Here is a 19,456-nt window from a genome sequence, read left to right as displayed (position 1 = left end):
ATGACCGCCGAGATATCGATATCCCTCGGTCCCTCCCCGGCCCGCCGCGACGCCCTCGCCAAGCGCATACGTCTGCTGGTCGCGGCCACGATCACCTACAACGTCATCGAGGCGATCGTCGCCATCACCGCCGGCACGATCGCCTCCTCCACCGCCCTGATCGGCTTCGGCCTCGACTCCGTCATCGAAGTCTCCTCCGCCGCCGCGGTCGCCTGGCAGTTCTCCGCACGCGACCACGCCGTCCGAGAAGCGCGCGAGCAACGCACCCTGCGGATCATCGCCGTCTCCTTCTTCGCGCTCGCCGCCTACGTCTCCGTCGACGCCGTCCGCGCCCTGACCGGCACCGGCGAAGCCGAACGCTCCATCCCCGGCATCGTCATCGCCGCCCTGTCCCTGGCGATCATGCCGTTCCTGTCCGCCGCCCAGCGCAAGGCCGGACGCGAACTCGGCTCCGCGAGCGCGGTCGCCGACTCCAAGCAGACCCTGCTGTGCACCTACCTGTCGGCCGTACTCCTGCTCGGCCTGGTCCTCAACGCCACCCTCGGCTGGTCCTGGGCCGACCCCATCGCCGCCCTGGTCATCGCCGCCATCGCCGTAAAGGAAGGCCGCGACGCCTGGCAGGGCAAGGGCTGCTGCGCACCCACGTCAGCCGCCGCCGCGTCCGCCTCTCCGGCCAGCGCGGGAACGGATTCCTGTGGCTGCCGCCCCGGCTGCGACTGCTGCAACTGACCGTCCACCGACGCGAATCGGACCCCGGCATCACGCTGGGGTCCGATTCGCGTCGGTGGACGGTCAGGCCAATCGGTCCAGGGGCGAACCGGCCCTGGTGGATAGCCGCACAACCTTCGACCAGAACGCTCGACCTTCGCAACCTTCTCCTGTGGGACCGGGCGAGCCCTTCGTACCCTGCGACGTCGAGGGCTGTGTGCTCCATGGGTCGGAGGTCGCGGCGCAGGACGGTTTCGGCGAGCGACCCGAGGCGGAGGAGTCGGCGTTTGCGGACCTCGCCGGTCCAGGCGTACTCGTCGACGCCGGGCGGCCGGACGGGTGCGTCGAGGGGGTTCAGGCAGCCGGGGAGGCCGGGGTCAAGAGCGATGGTGTGGCCGCCCAACTCCTGTGCCGCCACAGTCCATTCGCCTTTGCGGTCGCAGGGTACGCGAGGAGGATGTTCGGGTTGTGAACTCTTCGAGTCGGTCGTAGAGGGCGAACGGGTCGTAGGTGAAGGCAGCCTCGGCGTGCACGTCGCGGCCGACGGAGATGCCCTGGGCGCCGAGGCCGCCCTCGGCGAGGTAGGGGTAGGCGCCCGCTGCGACGGCGGTGGTCATGCGGTGGGTGGGGAGCTTGAGTCGGCCTCCGCGGGCCGAGGCTGGGCCTGGGCGGCCACTCACGCCACCCAGGCCGGGCTCTCGGCGGAGCTGTGTGATCGCCTGCTGCGTCGAATGTGTGAGCCAGTAAGGGGGTGGCGGGACGGCAGTGTCGTGAAGATGGGCGTGCCGTCGGCGGCCATCCTCCCGGAGGGCCGCACGAGGGGGGAAGTGGTCGCCTACTTCAACTCACCTACTAGCACGGTGACTTCACGACCTTCTCGGTGGCGTATTCGACGGTCGCCACGACGCCCGGCCTGCGGTACAACTTCTTCGTGGGGGCGGGGACTGTCGGCCCCACCCGGTCAGGGGTCAGGCTCTGCCGAGGAGGCCGTATCCGGCCTCGTCGACCGTTTCGGCGATGAGGACGTCGTCGGGTTCGGCCGATGTGTTGACCGTGAGCAGCCCGGTCACCCCGGGGCGCATCGAGTGCAAGTGAAACCTCTGGGTTGGTCAACTCCCGGTCGCAGCACGGCCGGGACCCTGCTGTCGGGCCCCGGCGCCGGCTCGTCGGCGACGAGCCCGTCTGGCGACACTGGCACGCGCTGCAGCCCCACCGGATCCAGGTGAGCCCGTGGGGCTGGGCGCGGAAAAGCTACATACTGGGGCGCGTGGCGCCGGGTGAAGTGCGGTAGCGCGCCAGGTACTTGGCGTCCATGCGGTACCGCAGCCGCAGCGGCCAGCTGCCTCCGACGACGGGCTTGCGATTGCGGACGAAGACCGTCTGCCCGCCGACGTCGGGCATGGAGATCGCCGACATCCGCGTCACCTTGCGCCTGTCGAGTTCTGCGGCCGGCTCGCCTCGCAGCGCTGCCACGGCATTACGGGCCGCGGTCTCCGCCTGCAGGCGCGCCATGATCCACGTCTTCGGGAGTTCTGCGTCCATGCCTTGTACGTCGCTGAAGTCGCCGGCGGCGAAGACGTTTCGGGCAGTGGGCGCAGCGAGTGTGGGGTCCACCGTCAGCATGCCGCGTGAGTTCAGAAGATGGCCCGGCAAGCCGAGGTCGGGTCCGCGCAGCGGGCTGGTCACGCAGATGAGGTCTGCGCGGACCCTCCGCTCGGCGAGCAGCAGCTCACCATCGGCCACCTGCTCGATGCGCGCGTGCCTGATGCTCTCGATGCCCAGGGTCGCCGCCTGCTGCAGGATGCGATCGGCGGCGCGAACTCCGAACTGGCGGTCCAGGGCGTCACCGTCCTCCACCACCGTGACGCGAATGCCCTCGCGGCCCTTCGCCCGGGCCGCACGAGCCACCCACCCGGCGTACTCGAGCCCGGGGCCGATGCGTTCGCCGGTGAGCACGAACAGCACGGTGGCTTCGGACAGTTCCGCAAGGCGGTCGATCAGCTCCTGAGCGCCGTCCGCATCGCAAGGGAAGATCGCGTGCTTCTCGGCTCCGGCGATACGTGCGCGGTCCGCGGGTGCGCCCGGAGCGAGGATGAGCTGCTTGTACTCGACGATCGCGGATTCCGGTCCGATGGTGATCTGCGAAGCCTCCGGGTCGACTTGCGTCACCTGGCCGTGCACCAGCTCGAATCCGTGCTGGTCGGCGATGTCGGACAGCGGCATCGTCATGTCCGCCGCGGAGGCGGCGCCCGCGGGGAGGTAGACCAGCCAGGGCCGGTAGCGCAGGCTCTGGTCCGGGCTGATCAGGGCAACGGAGCTGCCTGGCTGCTGCTCCCGAACAGCGACCGCCGCGTCCACACCTGCGGCTCCGCCTCCCACGACGGCGACATCGACGTTCATCAGCAATTCCCCCTCTTGCCTGCAACAACGGCTGTTACACAACGTGATCTAGCTTGACACTCGAACTACTGCGCACCACAGTACATGGCGTCGGTATGGAACATACCTTCAGTTTCTGCAGGTGGTTCTCGACTGGGCGGCGGTGGCGCCGAGCCGCCGCCGATTCGCTCGTACCTGCAACATCCGGATGCCATACGGGGGTTATTCGATGCTGAGTAGACAGATCACAGGGGCTGATTCATCAGAGTGTCGGAAGGGGGAGGACTGCTCTGTGAGGGGAGGCGGGCGAGCCACCGTCCTCATCGAGCCCCATTCCATGACGCGGCGGGGGCTGCAGCACCTGCTTGCGGAAGCGCGTCCGGGGACTGCTCTGACTGCGGTGGCGCATCCGGAAGAAGTTCCCTCGCTGCAGTTGGGTGGTGCGTGCACGGTGCTGCTGTCGATCCGTTCGCTCACGGAACGGGTCCGTCATCTCCGACCGCTCTGGTCATGCTGCTGCACCCGGTTGGTGCTCCTCGCCGGGTCCCGGGACCGTGATCGTCTGGACCGAGACCGTCTGCAGGTCGCCGCGGAACTTCCCATCGACGCGGTCCTCCGCGAGGAGGACCTGTCCGACGGCTCCTTCGCCGAGACCCTGGACGCACTGGGACGGGGGACGGTCTCGGTCTCCCGCAACACCATGCGGGAGTTGTTCGCCCTCGCTGCGGACGCCGGACCACAGGGCCTTCATGCACGCTTTCGGCTCACCGCCCGGGAGTTGACAGTGCTGGAACTGATGACGCCCGGGCTGAGCAACCGGCAGATCGCCAAGTGCATGGGGATCACCGAACACGGCGTCAAGCGCCACGTGGCCAACATCTTGGTGAAACTCGGCTGTCAGAACCGCACGATGGCCGTGGCCAGCGGAATACGTCTGGGCCTGGTCAACCTGGAGTCCGTACAGCGCGCGATGTGACCGCCTGACGGTCGTTCTGGCCGGCGCGCTGTCCGCACAGGGCGTCGGCCAGGAGGTCGCTGAACCCCGTCACATCGTCCAGATGGAAGAAGTGGCCTCCGGGCATCTCCGTGAGCCGGAAGGCGCTACGGGTCTCCTCCTCCCATGTCTGCATGTCGGCCGCCGGTGCCTCGAAGTCCCCCTCCCCGGCGAAGACATGGACGGGGCAGCTCAGCCTGCGCCCCTCCCGGTACGCGTACGTTTCAAAGACGGCGAAGTCCGCCCGGAGTGTGGGCAGGAGCAGGGCCTTGAGCTCGCGACTGCGCATCACGCCCTCGGGGATCCCGTTCAGCTCCACGGCACTCGACCACAGTGCGTTGTCGCTCAACTCCCGTCGCTGTGGGAGCAGTTCGCGGCCCGGCGATCGGGGAGCCTGACAGCCGGAGATGACGAGACCTTCCGCGCGCATCCCGAAACGGGCCTCCAGGACACGCGCCAACTCGAAGGCGACAAAGCCGCCCATGCTGTGCCCCCACACGGCGAATCGACCGCGCAGTTGAGGTACCAGCCGAGGCACGAGAGCCTTGACCGCATCGGTCACGTTCTCGAACGCCCGCTCTCCGATGCGGGATTCACGACCCGGCAGGTGTACGGGACGCAGAGCAACCCGAGGAGCCAGGGGGCGGGCGAACGGGCGGTAGATGCCCGGACCCGCCCCGGCATGCGGTACGCACAGCAACGTCAGGGCCTGTGCGGATGCAGTCGGTGGTGGAGGGAGGAGCCAGGCGGGCTCACCGGCGGGTTCTGGTCTCGACACGTTCATCACGGACATGACTGTTCTCCTCTCACCTCCTCTCAGCGGGCCGTGTGCAGGACTTCGAGTTCCCCCTGCTCGTACAGAGCTCGCGCTGCCCGCCGCTGCCGCTTGCCCGACGAGGTTTTCGGGAGGGTGCCGGGCTTGATGAACACGAGCTCGTGCGGGGCGTGCTCCGCCGAGCGGCGCAGGCTCTCCATCACGCGCTCGCCCAGGTCCTGCAACATACGGCCGGTGCCGCGCCCTTCGGCCACCACCACCATGCGCTCCTGGCCCGGCAGGGAGAACGCGACGACGTTCCCGGCCCGCACCCCCCGGACCCGCTCGGTGACCACCTCGTAGTCCTCCGGGTAGAGGTTGCGCCCGCCGGCGATGACCATGTCCTTGATGCGGCCGCAGATCACCAGCTCGCCGTCGTCGAGGAATCCGAGGTCGCCGGTAGCGAGATAGCCGTCCCGGAGCAGGCCGTGCGAGTCGACGTGGCCGCCGGCACTCCAGTAACCCGGCGTCACACCGGGCCCCTTGACCAGGACCTCTCCGACGGCTCCGGCGGGCAGCAGAGAGCCGTCCTCGGATCGGATGACAACCTCCGTACCGGGCAGGGGAGCCCCGCAACTCACCAGTCGGCGCTCCGGGCGGACGTCGCCCAGGATGCCGACGCCCTCGCCCGCATCGAGCGGCTCGATGATCCGGGCCGGGGTCGCCTGGTCGCTCCCCGAGACCGCCAGGGTCGCTTCGGCCAGGCCGTACATCGGGCACATGGCCGTGGAGCCGAAGCCCACGCCGCCCAGGACGCTCTGCACACCGGCGAGTGCCGCCGGGTCGATCGTCTCAGCGCCGTTGATGGCAACGCGCAGCGGCGACAGATCCAGTGCCGCGGGCCGCAGGGACTGGACCTTGGCCGCGAGTCCGTACGCGAAGTTGGGCGCGGCGGTGACCGTGCCGCCGTAGTCGCTGATGGTGCGCATCCAGCCGGCAGGCTGCTCCATGAACGCTTCGGTCGCCATCATCACGACGTCGGCACCGCCGGACGTCATTCCGGCGAGGGACACGATGCCCATGTCGTGGTACAGGGGCAGCCAGCTGACGTAGACGTCGTGCGCGCCGAAGCCGGTGTGTTCGCCTGTCGCGGCGATGTTCTCGATGAGTTGGCCCTGTGTCACGGGGACGGCGCGGGACGCGGCTGTGGTGCCCGATGTGAACTGCAGCAGTCCGATGCTGTCGGGCGACGGCATCGGCAGCGGCGCCGCTGCCGGAGAGGTGAGCTTGCGGAGCTGCCGAAGGCTGACCGTGCGAACCGACAGACGGTCGGCGAACAGCGCGGCGGTGCTGTCCGTGGTGACGAACAGCGCGGGCGCCGCGGCCTTCACCCTGCGCTGCACCTCCTCGACGAACGCGTCCGCGTCCGCCCGTCGTGGACGCGGCAGGACCACGGGGGCCGCACCGAGCCGCCACACACCGAAGAGCGTGACGAGCAGATCCTTGGACGTCGGAGCCAGCAGACACACCCGGTCGCCCGCTGAAACACCTTGTGCGCGGAGAGACTTGGCCGCCGTCTCGGCCAGTCCTGCCAGCTCCCGGTACGGGATACGCGTGGGGGTCAAGTCGTTGTCGAGGACGGTGAGTCCGGTGGACGGCCGGGCCCGCAGCAGGCTCTCCGGGATGGAGAAGCCGACGGCTTCCGATGCGACATACGACGGGTGACGAGCCTTGTCCGACGGCACCACAACCTCCTCGATCGACAATCAACGGCTCAGACGCTAGGTCGGACCCGTGCGCAGGGGAGGCCGAAGACGATCACCTCGAAGGGCTACGTCGACTGATCTGACGAGGTAGCCGATCGGTCACCCGCCAAAGCCCTGTACCGACGGACGTTGTCGTCGCGCGGCCACCCGGGGAGCGTCGGCCTCTGCATCAGTGCTGTGACGTCGAGGAGATCCCCATGAACACCGCGCCCACGCCCGCCTCCGGCCAAGGCCTCGCCGACCCCGACTTCCCCTCGACGTTGCTGGATGAGAAAGACCGCGACAGGCGATGTCGCCTGCTCGCCGAGGCCCTACGGACGTTCCTCATCACCACCGACACCCTCGACATCGACTCCGACACCCACACGACGGCCACACTCGAATCGCTCACCGCGGTGGAACTCAACGCCGTCCTCGACGCACGTTTCGGCGTTGAGCTGGGCCTGTCGATGCTGCGCCACCCGGTGACCGCCCGCGAACTCGCCGAGACCGCCCTCGACCTCATGGACGAGGCGCCCCGCACGGGTCAGCGCGAACGACTCGTCCCTGACGTGGCGGGACGTTGTGAGCCGTATGCGCTGACGGATCTGCAGCAGGCGTACCTGTTGGGGCGGGGCGGTTTCTTCGCGCTGGGGGATGTGCCGGCGGCGTTCTACGCGGAGATCGAGGCGGACGCGGTTGATGTGTCGGCCTTGGAGGTGGCCTGGGATGCCGTGGTGTCGCGGCACGGGATGCTGCGGACGGTGTTCACGGACGACGGTCTGCAGCGGGTGCTGGAGGAGGTGCCCGGCTACCGGTTCGCGGTGCATGACCTGCGTGGTCTGGAGGAAGGGAATCGGCGAGAGCGCCTGGAGACGCTGCGTGCGGAGATCTCCGGCCGGGTGCGGGATCCCGGGGAGTGGCCCCTGTTCGAGATCGCTGTCAGCCGGGTCGAGGGAGATCGCTGCGTCCTGTACTTCGCCATCGACCTCCTGATCGCAGACGCGCCGAGCATTCGCCGGATTGTCGGCGAATGGCTGTCCCTCAACGCGGGCGGACACCTGGACCCGGCCCCCGAGGTGTCGTTCCGGGACTATGTGCGGGCGTTGGAGGTGGCGGAGGACTCCGCCGTATTCGCCGCGGCGCGGGAGCACTGGCTGGGGCGGTTGGCCGAGCTGCCTGCGGCGCCGGAGCTGCCGTTGCGTGTGGCCGCAGAGTCCGTGACGTCTGCGCGGTTCTCGTCGCGGTCGTTCGGACTGGGAGCCGAGCAGTGGGCGCGGCTGCGTCAGGCTGCGCTGCGCCACGGTCTGACTCCGTCGATGGTGCTGTGCTGGGCGTACGCGGCGACGCTGCGGGCATGGTCGGCGACGGATGAGTTCACGCTCAATCTGACGGTGAACGACCGGCTTCCGGTGCACCCGGACATCGACCGTGTCGTCGGCGAATTCACCTCCCAGGTTCTGGTGGCCGTGGATGCGGATGCTGACGCGCCGGCCTGCGACCAGATAGCCGCTCTCCAGGACCGGTTCTGGGAGGGGTTCGAGCATCGCGCGTTCAGCGGCGTTCAGGTCCTGCGCGAACTCGCCCGGAGTGGTGACGGAAGCCGCACCACCATGCCGTACGTGTTCGATGCCGTCCTCGGCCAGGACCTCGACGGCGAGAACATGCCCGACTGGTTCCGTGGCCTTGCCCATGTGTCTGCCACGGCCCCGCAGGTCGCCATCGAATGCCAGGTGTTCGAGTTGGGCGGTGAGTTGCGTGTGCAGTGGGCCGTGGTGGAGGAACTGTTCCCTGATGGTTTGGTGGATGCGGCATTCACGGCGTTCACCGGGCTGGTGGAACGTCTGGCCGATGACGGCGAGGTATGGGATACGGCTGCGCTGGGGATGGCGCCGGCCTCGGACCTGGTGGCCCGTACGGAGGCGAACTCGACGGCCGCGGCGGTTCCCGAGGGGCTGTTGCATGAGCTGGGCGGGTTTCTGGCTGAGCGGGGTGATGCTCCTGCGGTGATCGCTCCGGGGCGGAGGCTGAGTTATGGGGAGTGCGACCGGTTGGCGTCGCGGATCGGGCGGCGGCTGCGCGAGCTGGGCGCCTGCCTGAATGAGTTGGTGGGTGTGGTGATGGACAAGGGCTGGGAGCAGCCCGTCGCCGCGCTGGGCGTGTTGTATTCGGGGGCGGCGTACCTTCCCGTCGACGGGGGATGGCCGACCGAGCGGGTGCGGCGGATTCTGGAGCGGGGTGGCTGCCGGATGGTGCTGACCCAGTCGCATCTTGTGGAGATGGTCGAGTGGCCGCCCGGGGTGACGGTGCTGGCCGTTGATGACGAGCGGGAGTGGTCGGCCGTCGATGACGGTCGGCTGGGGGCGGTGGCGGGTCCGGAGGATCTGGCGTATGTGATCTTCACGTCGGGTTCGACGGGCGAGCCGAAGGGTGTGATGATCGACCACCGTGGCGCGGCCAACACGATCATCGACATCAACGACCGTTTCGGGGTGGGGAGTTCGGACCGGGTACTGGCCCTGTCGTCCCTGAGCTTCGACCTGTCGGTGTGGGATGTTTTCGGGATGTTCGCGGTGGGCGGCGCGGTCGTGCTGCCGGGCCTGGACGCCCACCGCGACCCCGCGGTCTGGCTGGAGACGGCCCGCGAATACGGCGTATCGGTGTGGAATTCGGTTCCGGCGTTGATGGAGATGTTCACCGACTACGCGGCCGCCAACGGTGAGTCGGTCGAGGGGCTGCGGCTGGTGCTCCTGAGTGGTGACTGGATTCCGCTCGCCCTGCCCGGCCGCATCCAGGAAACCGTCCCCGACGCCACCGTCATCAGCCTGGGCGGTGCAACGGAGGCGTCGATCTGGTCCATCCACCACCCGATCGGTGAGGTGGATCCGGATTGGCGGAGCATTCCGTACGGTCGTCCGTTGGCCAACCAGTCCTTTGCGGTGCTCGATGCGCGGCTGGAACCTGCCCCGACCTGGGTTCCCGGCGAGCTTTTCATCGGCGGTGTCGGGGTGGCTCGCGGGTACTGGGGTGATGCGGACAAGACGGCGGAGCGGTTCTTCACCCACCCGGTCACAGGGGAGCGGCTGTATCGGACCGGCGACTTGGGCCGGTATCTGCTGGATGGGTCGATCGAGTTCCTGGGGCGCAACGACCATCAGGTGAAGATCAACGGTTACCGCATCGAGCTCGGCGAGATCGAGGCCCAACTCAACGCACACCCGTCGGTCAAGGACGCCATCGTCACCGCCAACAACAACCAACTCACCGCCTACCTCATCCCGAACTCCTTCACACACACCACCGACGATCCCGAAACGCTCACGGCATCCCTGCGGGAGCATCTCGCAGCCGCGCTGCCCGACTACATGCTGCCGCGCGCGTTCGTGATGCTCGACGCACTGCCGCTCACGGCCAACGGCAAGGTCGACCGCGGTGCTCTCCCCGCACCGCAGCCCACGGCTGCCGCGGCGCCCACCGACGTTCCTGAGGACAGCGGCGACTCGCCACGTAACGACATCGAGCGACGCCTCAAGGACATCTGGACGGAGATTCTCCCCACCGACACGGTCGGCATCCACGATGTCTTCGGGGACCTGGGCGGCGACTCACTGCTCGCGCTCAGAGTCATCAGCAAGGCTGCCGAGGCCGGACTCGCCCTGACACCCCGGCAGTTCTTCGAGAACCCGACGATCTCCGCGCTCGCCCGGGTCGCCACACTGGCAGCGCCCAGCACTTCGGCCGCGCCGACCGAGGCAACGGGACCCGCACCGCTGCTCCCCGCGCAGGCGATGCTGCTGTCCGGACTGAGTGAAGAGGCCGCCCAGCATCACAACTACGCCCTGTTCTTCGAGTTGGCCGAGCCCCTGGACAAGGTGGCCCTGCGGGTCGCGCTGCGCACCGTGATCGCTCGCCATGACGCGCTGCGTACCGGCTTCGTCCTCCAGCGCGACGGCTGGCAGCAGGAGGTCCGCCCCGCCAAGGAGCTTTCGACCACTCCCTTGGAGTGGCTCGATCTGGCCGACTTGCCTGCCGAGGACCAGGACCGCGTCATCGAAGAACGCGCCGCGCAGGCTCAGCGGAGCTTCGATCTGGCCGAGCCGCCGCTCCTGCGGGTCCTGTACTTCGACTGCGGGAACAACCGCCGGCCCGAACTCCTGCTGATCGCACACTGGTTGGTGGTGGACAACTTCTCCATGCGCCTTGTGCTCGACGAACTCCTCACCGCGCACGACCAGATCGCCGAGGAGGGAGAGGCTGAGCTTCCTCCTGCCTCCTTGCCGGCGGCCGCCTGGGCCCACCAGCTGGCCGACCACAGTTCGCGTGCGCATGCTTCGACCGGATCGGTGTCAGGAGTCCCCGTGGGTACGGTTGGTGAGGCGGAAACCCTCATCGAAGTTGTGGACTCGGCAACCGTCGACCGGCTGAGGGCGCACGCGCAAGGAGCCGCGACGATCGGTGACGTTCTGCTGGCGGCGCTCGCCCGCGCCGCGCGCGATTGCCGGTTCGGCGACGCCATCGACGTCGAGGTCGACGGTCATGGCCGTGCTGCCGCGCTGCCGGACACCGTGGGCGATCTCTCCCGCACGGTCGGCAGGCTCTCGGTCCGCTATCCCCTGCGGGTCCCGGCGGTCGGCGACGCCCGGCGGGTGACCGAGGCCGTGCTTGCGGCGCGTTCCGCCCAGTCCAACGGCGGCCTCGACCACGCCCTGGCGGAGTACGGTACGGCGGCTCACGTGGACGGTCGAGCAGGAGGCGCTGACTTCGCGTTCAACTACCTTGGCGCAGTTGATGAGTTGTACGCGCATCCGCGCCTGGCGCCGTCCGCCCATCGCCCGGGACCGCTGCAGCACGCCGCCACACCGCTGCGGCACCGGTTCGAGCTCCTCTGCGGCACCGTCGACGGCGCATTGCTGGTCGGCATCACGTCCGCCGGCTCCGAGCGCGCGGCGGCAGAACAGCTGCTGAAGAGCTTCGTGTCGGAGTTGGGATCGATCGACAGGCGCGAGCAGGCGCCTGGCGGTCGGTCGACAGACTGCCGTGGTGCGGCTCTCGCAGACTCCTTCCGCCACTGGCTGTCTACTGGGACCGTCGGCTAGTCGCCCTGTACCTCCTGCTGCGGCGTTCCTGGGCCATCACCGGGAACGCCGCTGCGCGTTGTGGCGTCGGCGGGCACCGGTACCATGCCGGGAATCGAGCGGAGGCGCAGCGTGTGGAATCTGGGGTCACTGGAAGCCGAGGTGATGGAACGGCTGTGGGCCGCCGGCCGGCCACTGCCGGTCCGTGACGTGGTGGACGCGATGAACGCGGAACGCCCCGCGGCGCTGGCCTACACCACCGTCATGTCCACGATGGCCAAGCTCAACAAGAAGGGCTGGCTCGACCGCACGCGGCAAGGCAAGCAGTACTTGTACCAGCCGCACGAGACGCGCGAGGCCTGTACCGCCCGGCTCATGGCGGAGGCCCTCAGCGGCAGTGGCGACCCGGAGTCGGTGCTGCTCCACTTCGTCGAACGTGTCGCCGCGAGCGAATCCCCCGATCTGCAGGCCGCTATCCGGCGTGCGCTCGGCGACGAGGACAGGGCATGACGGGTGCAGCCTTCCAAGCGATGTATCTGCTGGTGGCGGCAGTACTCGCGCCGCCGCTCCTCGCCCGGGCGCGCTGGCCGATCCGAGCGCCACGTCTGGCCATCGGTTTATGGCTCGGCATGGTCGTCTCGGCCCTGGCCTCGTTCGTCTTCCTAGGGCTTGAGCTTGCGGGCACCGCTGTGCACGCGCTGATCTGGCAGTGCTGCGTACGGTGGGTCGCCCATCTTTCTCCGGACAGCCTGAGGGTGCTCACCACTGTTGCAGGAGCCGCGATCGCAGTCGGGGTGCCGCTGAGGGTGAGCACGGTTCTGCTGCGCAACCACTTGCGTTGGCGTCGTCGTCAGCAGAACCACGTCGCCGCGGTGGACCTGTTGGGCCACCGAGTCGGCTTGCGTGACACTTCCGCCGTAGCCATCGACCACGCGTGCCCGGCGGCCTACTGTGTGGCGGCCCACGGCGGGCGCATAGTCCTGACGACAGCGGCCCTGAAGATGCTGTCGAGGGCCGAGCTGGCAGCGGTGATGGAGCACGAGAGGGCCCACCTCCGTGGCCGCCACCACTACATCATGTGCTTCACCGGCTCTGTGGCTCACGCAATGGCCTGGGTCCCCCTCTTCGCGGAGGCGAAGGGGGCCGTAGCCCGCCTTGTGGAAATGGCGGCGGACGACGCCGCAGCGCGACAGGTCCGGGCGGACGTCCTGGCCCGCGGGCTCGCCCGGCTCGCTGCGGGCCGAGTGGAGAACGCTCCGGTTGCGGGGGCCGGGGCGTTGCACGCCTCCGGCGGGGACGTGGCCGAGCGCATCAACCGGCTCCTCGACTCGGGCACCGCATACGGTTCCAAGTCGGCGTACGGAGCCGGGGCTTGCTGGATGCTCGGACTGGTGGCGACCCCGTCGGCTGTTTGCGTCGCCACGGTGAGCCTCTGGTGCTGATCGCCGCGAAGCAGCAGAAGAGGGCCGGCCTCCCGGGGCCGGCCCTCTGCCTTTTCGGCGCTTCGTGCGCTACTGCGTCACATGCTCGCGCGATTCGCGTACCGCGGGGGCGCCGCCGAGCTCGTTGGAGGACGCCGTGTCCTGCTCCTCGTCGGCCGACGGGCCGTGGCTGAATCCGATCTTGTCGTGCAGTCGCCGCAGGGGACCCGGCGCCCACCAGTTCGCCCGCCCGGCCAGCCGCATGAACGCGGGAACCAGCAGACCGCGGATGACGACCGCGTCCATCAGGATGGCAAGGGCTGTACCCAGGCCCAGCATCTTGACGTGCGTGACGCCGGCGCTGACGAGCGCCACGAAGAAGATGGCGAGCAGTGCTGCCGCCGCGGTGATGAGACGGCCCGTGCTCTCCAACCCCCTAGCCACCGCTGCCTCGTTGTCGCCGGTGCGGTCGAACTCCTCCTTGATACGGGAGAGAAGGAAGACTTCGTAGTCCATCGACAGGCCGAAAATGACGCAGAACATCAGAATCGGCATGGTGACGTCGATGTAGCCGGTGACGGTGAAGTCACCCGTGAGCCACTGCAGGTTGCCGTCCTGGAAGACGTACACCATGGCCCCGTACGTCGCCGTGAGGCTGAGCAGATTCAGCACGATGGCCTTGAGCGGCATGATCACGCTGCCCGTGAACAGGAACAGCAGCGTGAAGGTCAGTAGCGCGATGATCAGCACGGCCCAGGGCAGGGCGGACCAGAGGCTGTCCAGAGTGTCGGCGTAGGTGGCCGCCGTGCCCGCCACGAGTGCTGCCGTGCCGGCGGGAGGCTGTGCGTCCCGCACCTTGCCCACCAGGTCCTTGCCTGCTTCCGAGTAGCCCTCCACATCGGTCGTCAGAGCCAGCCAGGCTCCGTCCGCTTCGGTGAACATCTTCTCCGAGCCCGATACGGGCGGCGCGATCTGCTTCCCGTCCTGGAAGCTGCCGGTGGCCGTATCCACACGCTCGACGTCCGACACCTCGGACAAGACGGTTGCGTAGTCGGTGAGTTCGCTGTCGGACGGCCGGGCATCGGGGAGGACGACCTTCAGGTCCCGGCCGGTTGGCGTGGAGAACTCCGTACGCACGGCATCGCCCACCTGGGCGGCGGCCAGATCCTTGGGCAGCGCACGGTCGTCGGGCAGCCCGAACGACGCCTTGGTGAAGGGCATGACCACGATCGCCAGCACGACGAGGACAACCGTGAGCACGGGCAGCGGGCGCCGCATGACACCAGTGGCGAGACGGTGCCAGAAACCGTCCTCGGGGCGCTTCTCCTTCTTCGGCCCCCGGCGGAGCTTCGCCATCAGGTCGAACTTGTCGATCCGGCCGCCCAGCGCAGCCAGCAGCGCCGGCAGCAGCACCAGGGCGCCGAGCGTCGCGAACAGCACCACACCGATGCCCGCGTAGGCGAAGGACCGCAGGAAGTACAGCGGGAACACCAGGAGCGCAGCCAGGGACAGCAGCACGGTGACGGCGGAGAAGACGACAGTCCGCCCCGCTGTACGGAGAGTCGTACGCAGTGCTGTGGCGGTCTCGGCCCCCTTCTTCAACTCCTCGCGGTACCGGCTGATGATGAAGAGCGAGTAGTCGATGGCCAGTCCCAGGCCGAGCGCCGTGGAGAGGTTGGCCGCGAAGATCGATACGTCCGTCACCTCGTTGAGCAGCCGCAGCACGGCAAGCGAGCCGATCACGGAGAAGCCCGCCACCGCGAGGGGCATGAGCGCGGCCATACCTGATCCGAAGACCAGCACGAGCAGCAGGATGGTGATCGGAACCGCGATGCCCTCGGCCCGGGCGAGGTCGGTGGTGATGCGCTCAGAGCCCTGGCGGTTGAATTCCGCCCGGCCGCCCGACTTCACCGACAGCACGCCCTGCTCACCGGTGACGCGAGGGGCGAGGCGTTTCGCCGTCTTCAGCGCCTCGTCGTCGTCCCCGCTGAGACGGGCGAGGATGAGGGCCGACCGCCCGTCCTCCGACCGCAGCCCGTCGGCCGCCGGTCCGCCGGTCCAGTACGAGGAGACCTCGGCGACGCCGTCCTGATCGGTGAGCTTGCGGGTGAGATCGCGGCCTGCGGCCTCGGCTTCGCCGCTGTCGACCTGTCCCGGTGCCCGCGCCACGAGGATGAAGTTCGGTTCACCCGTGTCGAAGCGCTCGCGCAGCACCTCCTTGGCGATCGACGACTCCGCCTTCGGGTCCTCGAAACCGCCTGCGGAAAGGACCTTCATCGCCGGCGCAGCGATCGCCGCGGCGATCGCGAACCCCAGCACAGCGACTACGAAGACGAGGCGGCGCCGGCGCATGGCCAGCGACGCGAGACGGGCAAACATCTATCCCCCCGGAGGTTTCATTCTTAGAGATGGCGACATACCGAGAGTATGTAATAACCTGCGGTCATGACTGTCAAGACGCGTCGCCAGGAGTACGTCGAGGCCACCCGCGCGGCACTGCTGGATTCGGCAGCGCGCCTGTTCACGGAGAAGGGCTTCGCTCATACCTCGTTGGACGAGGTCGCGGCTTCCGCGCGCGTCACCAAGGGAGCGCTGTACCACCACTTCTCGAGCAAGCAGGCGCTCTTCGAGCACGTCCTGGAGGGCGTCAACGAGCGGATCGCCGAAACCGTGATGAATGCGGGCGGCAACGCAGACGATCCGTGGGAACGCATGACCAGCGGCTTGAACGCATTCCTCGATGCCTGCCTGGACGACGAGTACCAGCGCATCTGCCTTCAGCAAGGACCTGCTGTGCTCGGCTGGGAGCGGTGCCGCGAGATCGAGGCGCGCATGATGGGGCTGCTCGATTCCATGCTCGTCGAGCTGGCCGACAGCGGCGCCCGAATCGCCCCCAGCCCCCTGCTGACTCGCGTCCTCTTCAGGATGGTCAGCGAAACCGCGCTGGCCATCGGTGAGGCGGAGGACAAGAAGGCTGCGAGGGCGGAGGCGGGGGAGCTGGTGACTGGGTTGTTGGCTTCAGTTCTGCGGGGAGTGTCCACTGCGGGCGGAAGCTGAGGGAGGGGCGGCTGCTCAGCGCGTTGCTCGAAGGAAGGTGCCGTCGAGCAGCCGGTCGAGCGTGTCCACCATGTGAGGACATGTGCGCCCGGGGTGCTGCCTGGCCAACTCCTGCGGTGGTGCGGGTCCTCAGGCTGAATCTCCCCAGATTCTCCCTCGAGGCAATGGGTGGCGGGCAGATCTCGGTACGTTCGCCTGCACACTCTCCAGATCCTCCCCGGCGCTACCGGTGAAGCTCCTGCGGTAGAGGTCAGCTCTCGAAAGAGCTCCTTGGATCGGCAAGCTGTGCGGCCCTATAACCTGGGATAATGCTTGCAGAAGTCACTGCCACCCGATATGTCGCCCCACTACGTGAGGGTGGATCTCTGCCCGGACTCGTCGAGGCTGACGACCTCGGCGTATACGTCATGAAGTTCACCGGGGCCGGCCAGGGCCGCAAGACGCTCGTCGCGGAGGTCGTCTGCGGGCAGTTGGCGCGTCGGCTGGGGCTGCGGGTGCCCGACCTGGTGCAGATCCAGCTCGACCCCGTGATCGGCCTGGCCGAGCCGGACCAGGAGGTGCAGGAGCTGCTCAAGGCCAGCGGCGGCCTCAACTTCGGCATGGACTACCTGCCGGGCTCCCTCGGCTTCGACCCGCTCGCGTACGAGGTGAGCGCCGCCGAGGCGGGGCGGGTGGTCTGGTTCGACGCGCTGATCAACAACGTCGACCGGTCCTGGCGGAACCCGAACATGCTGGTGTGGCACGGCGACCTGTGGCTGATCGACCATGGCGCGAGCATGATCTGGCACCACAACTGGCGCACCGCCCAGGTCGCCGCCGCGAAGCCGTACGACGCCTCCGACCACGCGCTCGCGCCCTTCGGCCCGGACGTCGCCGCGGCCGCCGCCGAACTCGCGCCGCGCGTGACGGAGGAACTCCTCACCGAGGTCGCCGCCGACGTCCCCGATGAGTGGCTGGTCGACGAGCCCGGCTTCGACAGCCCGGACGAACTGCGCCGCGCGTACGTCGACGTGCTGCACGCGCGAGTAAAGGGCCTCGCCGAGCGGATCACCCTCGGCCCGCGCGTCGAGCGCAAGCAGTCCAACGCGCCGGGGTGGCTCACCGACCACCTCACTCCGTGGCCGCACCCCACCAAGGACAAGAAGGGCGCGGGCGAATGAGCGAGCGCGATGTGTTCGAGTACGCGCTGCTGCGGGTGGTCCCTCGCGTGGAGCGCGGCGAGCAGTTCAACGCGGGCGTGGTGGTCTACTGCCGCGCCAAGTCCTTCGTGGCCGCCCGCACCCACCTCGACGAGCGCAAGCTGACCGCGCTCGACCCGGCGGCGGACGTCGCGGGCGTACGGGCCGCGCTGCGCGCCGTCGAAGGAGTCTGCCGGGGCGGCGAGGACGCGGGCCAGGCGGCGCGGGACGACATCGGCCGGCGCTTCCGCTGGCTGATCGCGCCCCGCTCCACGGTGGTCCAGCCGGGCCCCGTGCACTCCGGTCTGACGGCCGACCCGGAGGCCGAGGTGGAGCGGCTCCTGGACCTCCTCGTGCGCTGAGCCCGAGGCTGAACTCCGTCCCTCGAGAAGCCCTGGACACCGGTGGGCCGTTGACACCGGGTGCCAGGGCTTCTAGCGTCACGGATGCGTAGGTACTAAGCGGTCGCTCACCCCCCTGGGGAAAAGTCCTGGCGAGAGCGCCGCGAGAGCCGCATTCCAAGGGCGAGGGAGAACCAGCATGTCCACCACCGAGCAGCGCGTCGCCGTAGTCACCGGAGCCGCGCGCGGCATCGGCGCCGCCACCGCGATCCGACTGGCCGCCGAAGGCCGCGCCGTCGCCGTCATCGACCTCGACGAGGCCGCCTGCAAGGACACCGTCGAGCAGATCCAGGCCGCCGGCGGCAAGGCGATCGCCGTCGGCTGCGACGTCTCCGACGAGGCACAGGTCGAGGCCGCCGTGGCCCGGATCGCGGACGAGCTCGGCGCTCCCACGATCCTCGTCAACAACGCGGGCGTGCTCCGCGACAACCTGCTCTTCAAGATGAGCGCCTCCGACTGGGACACGGTCATGAACGTGCACCTGCGGGGCGCCTTCCTGATGTCGAAGGCCTGCCAGAAGCACATGGTGGACGCGGGCTTCGGCCGGGTCGTCAACCTGTCCAGCTCTTCCGCGCTCGGCAACCGCGGCCAGGTCAACTACTCGGCGGCCAAGGCCGGTCTGCAGGGCTTCACCAAGACCCTCGCCAAGGAGCTCGGCAAGTTCGGCATCACCGCCAACTCCGTCGCCCCCGGCTTCATCGTCACCGAGATGACCAAGACCACCGCCGAGCGCGTCGGCATGGGCTTCGAGGACTTCCAGGCCGCGGCCGCCACCCAGATCCCGGTCCAGCGCGTCGGCCGCCCCGACGACATCGCCAACGCCATCGCCTTCTTCACCGGCGACGCCGCGGGCTTCGTCTCCGGCCAGGTCATGTACGTCGCCGGCGGCCCGCTCAACTGACCCGGCCGCACCCCGACAGACCCATACGGGACGTAAAGGAAGCAGAACATGACCGTGCAGGACAGCGGGCGGGCCGCGCTCGTCACGGGCGCGAGCCGCGGCATCGGATACGGCATCGCCGAGGCGCTCGTCGCCCGCGGCGACCGGGTCTGCATCACGGGACGCAACGAGGACGCGCTCAAGGAGGCCGTCGAGAAGCTCGGCGCCGACCGGGTCATCGGCGTCGCCGGCAAGGCGCACGACGAGGCCCACCAGGCCGTCGCCGTGGAGCGCGCCATGGAGGCCTTCGGCCGGGTCGACTTCCTGGTCAACAACGCCGGTACGAACCCGGTGTTCGGGCCGATGGCCGACATGGACCTGAACGTCGCGCGCAAGGTCTTCGAGACCAACGTGATCTCGGCGCTCGGCTTCGCCCAGCGGACCTGGAAGGCCTGGCAGTCCGAGAACGGCGGCGCGATCGTCAACATCGCCTCCATCGCCGGCGTCTCGGCCTCCCCGTTCGTCGGCGCGTACGGCATGAGCAAGGCCGCGATGGTCAACCTGACGCTGCAGCTGGCGCACGAGTTCGCGCCCAAGGTGCGGGTCAACGCCATCGCGCCCGCCGTGGTGAAGACCAAGTTCGCCAAGGCGCTGTACGAGGGCCGCGAGGAGGAGGTCACCTCCGCCTACCCGCTCGGCCGCCTCGGCGTGCCTGCGGACATCGGCGGGGCCGCCGCGTTCCTCACCTCGGACCAGTCGGACTGGGTCACCGGGCAGACGCTCGTCGTGGACGGCGGCATTTTCCTCAATGCGGGCGTCGGCTGACCAAACGGTCAAGCCGGTGCGTAGCCCGCGTACCGGCTG

General features: G+C 68.8%; 14 protein-coding genes and 2 pseudogenes. 10 read left to right on the top strand and 6 right to left on the bottom strand.

The window, feature by feature from the left end:
- Window positions 1-729 carry a cation transporter gene (locus RCO28_RS29195; RefSeq protein ID WP_308944285.1) on the top strand — a complete coding sequence of 243 codons (729 nt, stop codon included), beginning with the start codon at window positions 1-3 and terminating at the stop codon, window positions 727-729.
- A 178-nt stretch (window positions 730-907) separates the two neighbouring features.
- Here RCO28_RS29195 and RCO28_RS39490 read toward each other — a convergent pair.
- The 3 genes and pseudogenes from RCO28_RS39490 to RCO28_RS29185 form a co-directional block, all read right to left on the bottom strand.
- Window positions 908-1,159, bottom strand: a pseudogene (locus tag RCO28_RS39490) (ATP-binding protein); the annotation flags it as partial.
- A gap of 12 nt (window positions 1,160-1,171) precedes the next feature.
- Window positions 1,172-1,424, bottom strand: a pseudogene (locus RCO28_RS39485) (ATP-binding protein); the annotation flags it as partial.
- Window positions 1,425-1,959: 535 nt separating this feature from the next.
- Window positions 1,960-3,108, bottom strand: coding sequence for an FAD-dependent oxidoreductase (locus RCO28_RS29185; protein ID WP_308944284.1), 1,149 nt, complete (start codon window positions 3,106-3,108; stop codon window positions 1,960-1,962).
- A gap of 379 nt (window positions 3,109-3,487) precedes the next feature.
- On the opposite strand from RCO28_RS29185, the gene RCO28_RS29180 reads away from it, so the two are divergent.
- Entirely contained in the window at window positions 3,488-4,063 is a 576-nt protein-coding gene (locus RCO28_RS29180) for a LuxR C-terminal-related transcriptional regulator (protein ID WP_308944283.1), read from the top strand.
- Here the strand turns inward: RCO28_RS29180 and RCO28_RS29175 are convergent.
- A complete protein-coding gene (locus RCO28_RS29175; RefSeq protein ID WP_308944339.1) occupies window positions 4,032-4,865 on the bottom strand; it encodes an alpha/beta fold hydrolase in 834 nt (277 codons plus the stop codon). The two genes, RCO28_RS29180 and RCO28_RS29175, sit on opposite strands and share 32 nt — an antisense overlap.
- A gap of 32 nt (window positions 4,866-4,897) precedes the next feature.
- Window positions 4,898-6,580 (bottom strand): AMP-binding protein, encoded by a 1,683-nt coding sequence (locus tag RCO28_RS29170; protein ID WP_308944282.1) that lies wholly within the window; start codon window positions 6,578-6,580, stop codon window positions 4,898-4,900.
- A gap of 218 nt (window positions 6,581-6,798) precedes the next feature.
- Between RCO28_RS29170 and RCO28_RS29165 the strand changes: the two genes are divergently transcribed.
- The 3 genes from RCO28_RS29165 (at window position 6,799) to RCO28_RS29155 (ending at window position 13,097) form a co-directional block, all read left to right on the top strand.
- Window positions 6,799-11,676, top strand: coding sequence for a non-ribosomal peptide synthetase (locus RCO28_RS29165; protein ID WP_308944281.1), 4,878 nt, complete (start codon window positions 6,799-6,801; stop codon window positions 11,674-11,676).
- 111 nt (window positions 11,677-11,787) lie between these two features.
- Window positions 11,788-12,165, top strand: a complete 378-nt coding sequence (locus RCO28_RS29160) for a BlaI/MecI/CopY family transcriptional regulator (RefSeq protein WP_308944280.1) — start codon at window positions 11,788-11,790, stop codon at window positions 12,163-12,165.
- A complete protein-coding gene (locus RCO28_RS29155; RefSeq protein ID WP_308944279.1) occupies window positions 12,162-13,097 on the top strand; it encodes a M56 family metallopeptidase in 936 nt (311 codons plus the stop codon). Before RCO28_RS29160 ends, RCO28_RS29155 begins: the two co-directional genes overlap by 4 nt.
- Window positions 13,098-13,166: 69 nt before the next feature.
- Here the strand turns inward: RCO28_RS29155 and RCO28_RS29150 are convergent, their stop codons facing one another.
- Complete coding sequence (locus RCO28_RS29150) at window positions 13,167-15,455, bottom strand: MMPL family transporter (RefSeq protein WP_308944278.1); 2,289 nt, start codon at window positions 15,453-15,455, stop codon at window positions 13,167-13,169.
- Window positions 15,456-15,521: 66 nt separating this feature from the next.
- On the opposite strand from RCO28_RS29150, the gene RCO28_RS29145 reads away from it, so the two are divergent.
- The 5 genes from RCO28_RS29145 (at window position 15,522) to RCO28_RS29125 (ending at window position 19,417) form a co-directional block, all read left to right on the top strand.
- A complete protein-coding gene (locus RCO28_RS29145) occupies window positions 15,522-16,133 on the top strand; it encodes a TetR/AcrR family transcriptional regulator (protein WP_308944277.1) in 612 nt (203 codons plus the stop codon).
- A gap of 308 nt (window positions 16,134-16,441) precedes the next feature.
- Window positions 16,442-17,293, top strand: coding sequence for a HipA family kinase (locus tag RCO28_RS29140; RefSeq protein WP_308944276.1), 852 nt, complete (start codon window positions 16,442-16,444; stop codon window positions 17,291-17,293).
- Window positions 17,290-17,673 (top strand): DUF3037 domain-containing protein, encoded by a 384-nt coding sequence (locus tag RCO28_RS29135; RefSeq protein ID WP_308944275.1) that lies wholly within the window; start codon window positions 17,290-17,292, stop codon window positions 17,671-17,673. The genes RCO28_RS29140 and RCO28_RS29135 overlap by 4 nt, the downstream gene beginning before the upstream one ends.
- A gap of 178 nt (window positions 17,674-17,851) precedes the next feature.
- Window positions 17,852-18,613 (top strand): 3-oxoacyl-ACP reductase FabG, encoded by a 762-nt coding sequence (gene fabG, locus RCO28_RS29130; protein WP_308944274.1) that lies wholly within the window; start codon window positions 17,852-17,854, stop codon window positions 18,611-18,613.
- A 48-nt stretch (window positions 18,614-18,661) separates the two neighbouring features.
- On the top strand, window positions 18,662-19,417 hold the full coding sequence (locus RCO28_RS29125; protein ID WP_308944273.1) for an SDR family oxidoreductase: 756 nt from the start codon (window positions 18,662-18,664) through the stop codon (window positions 19,415-19,417).
- Window positions 19,418-19,456: the final 39 nt, after the last annotated feature.

Origin of the sequence: Streptomyces sp. LHD-70, assembly GCF_031157275.1 — a bacterium.
Taxonomy (GTDB): domain Bacteria; phylum Actinomycetota; class Actinomycetes; order Streptomycetales; family Streptomycetaceae; genus Streptomyces.
The sequence above is the reverse complement of the archived record's forward strand: the minus strand, read 5'-3'. Positions and strand labels throughout refer to the sequence as shown.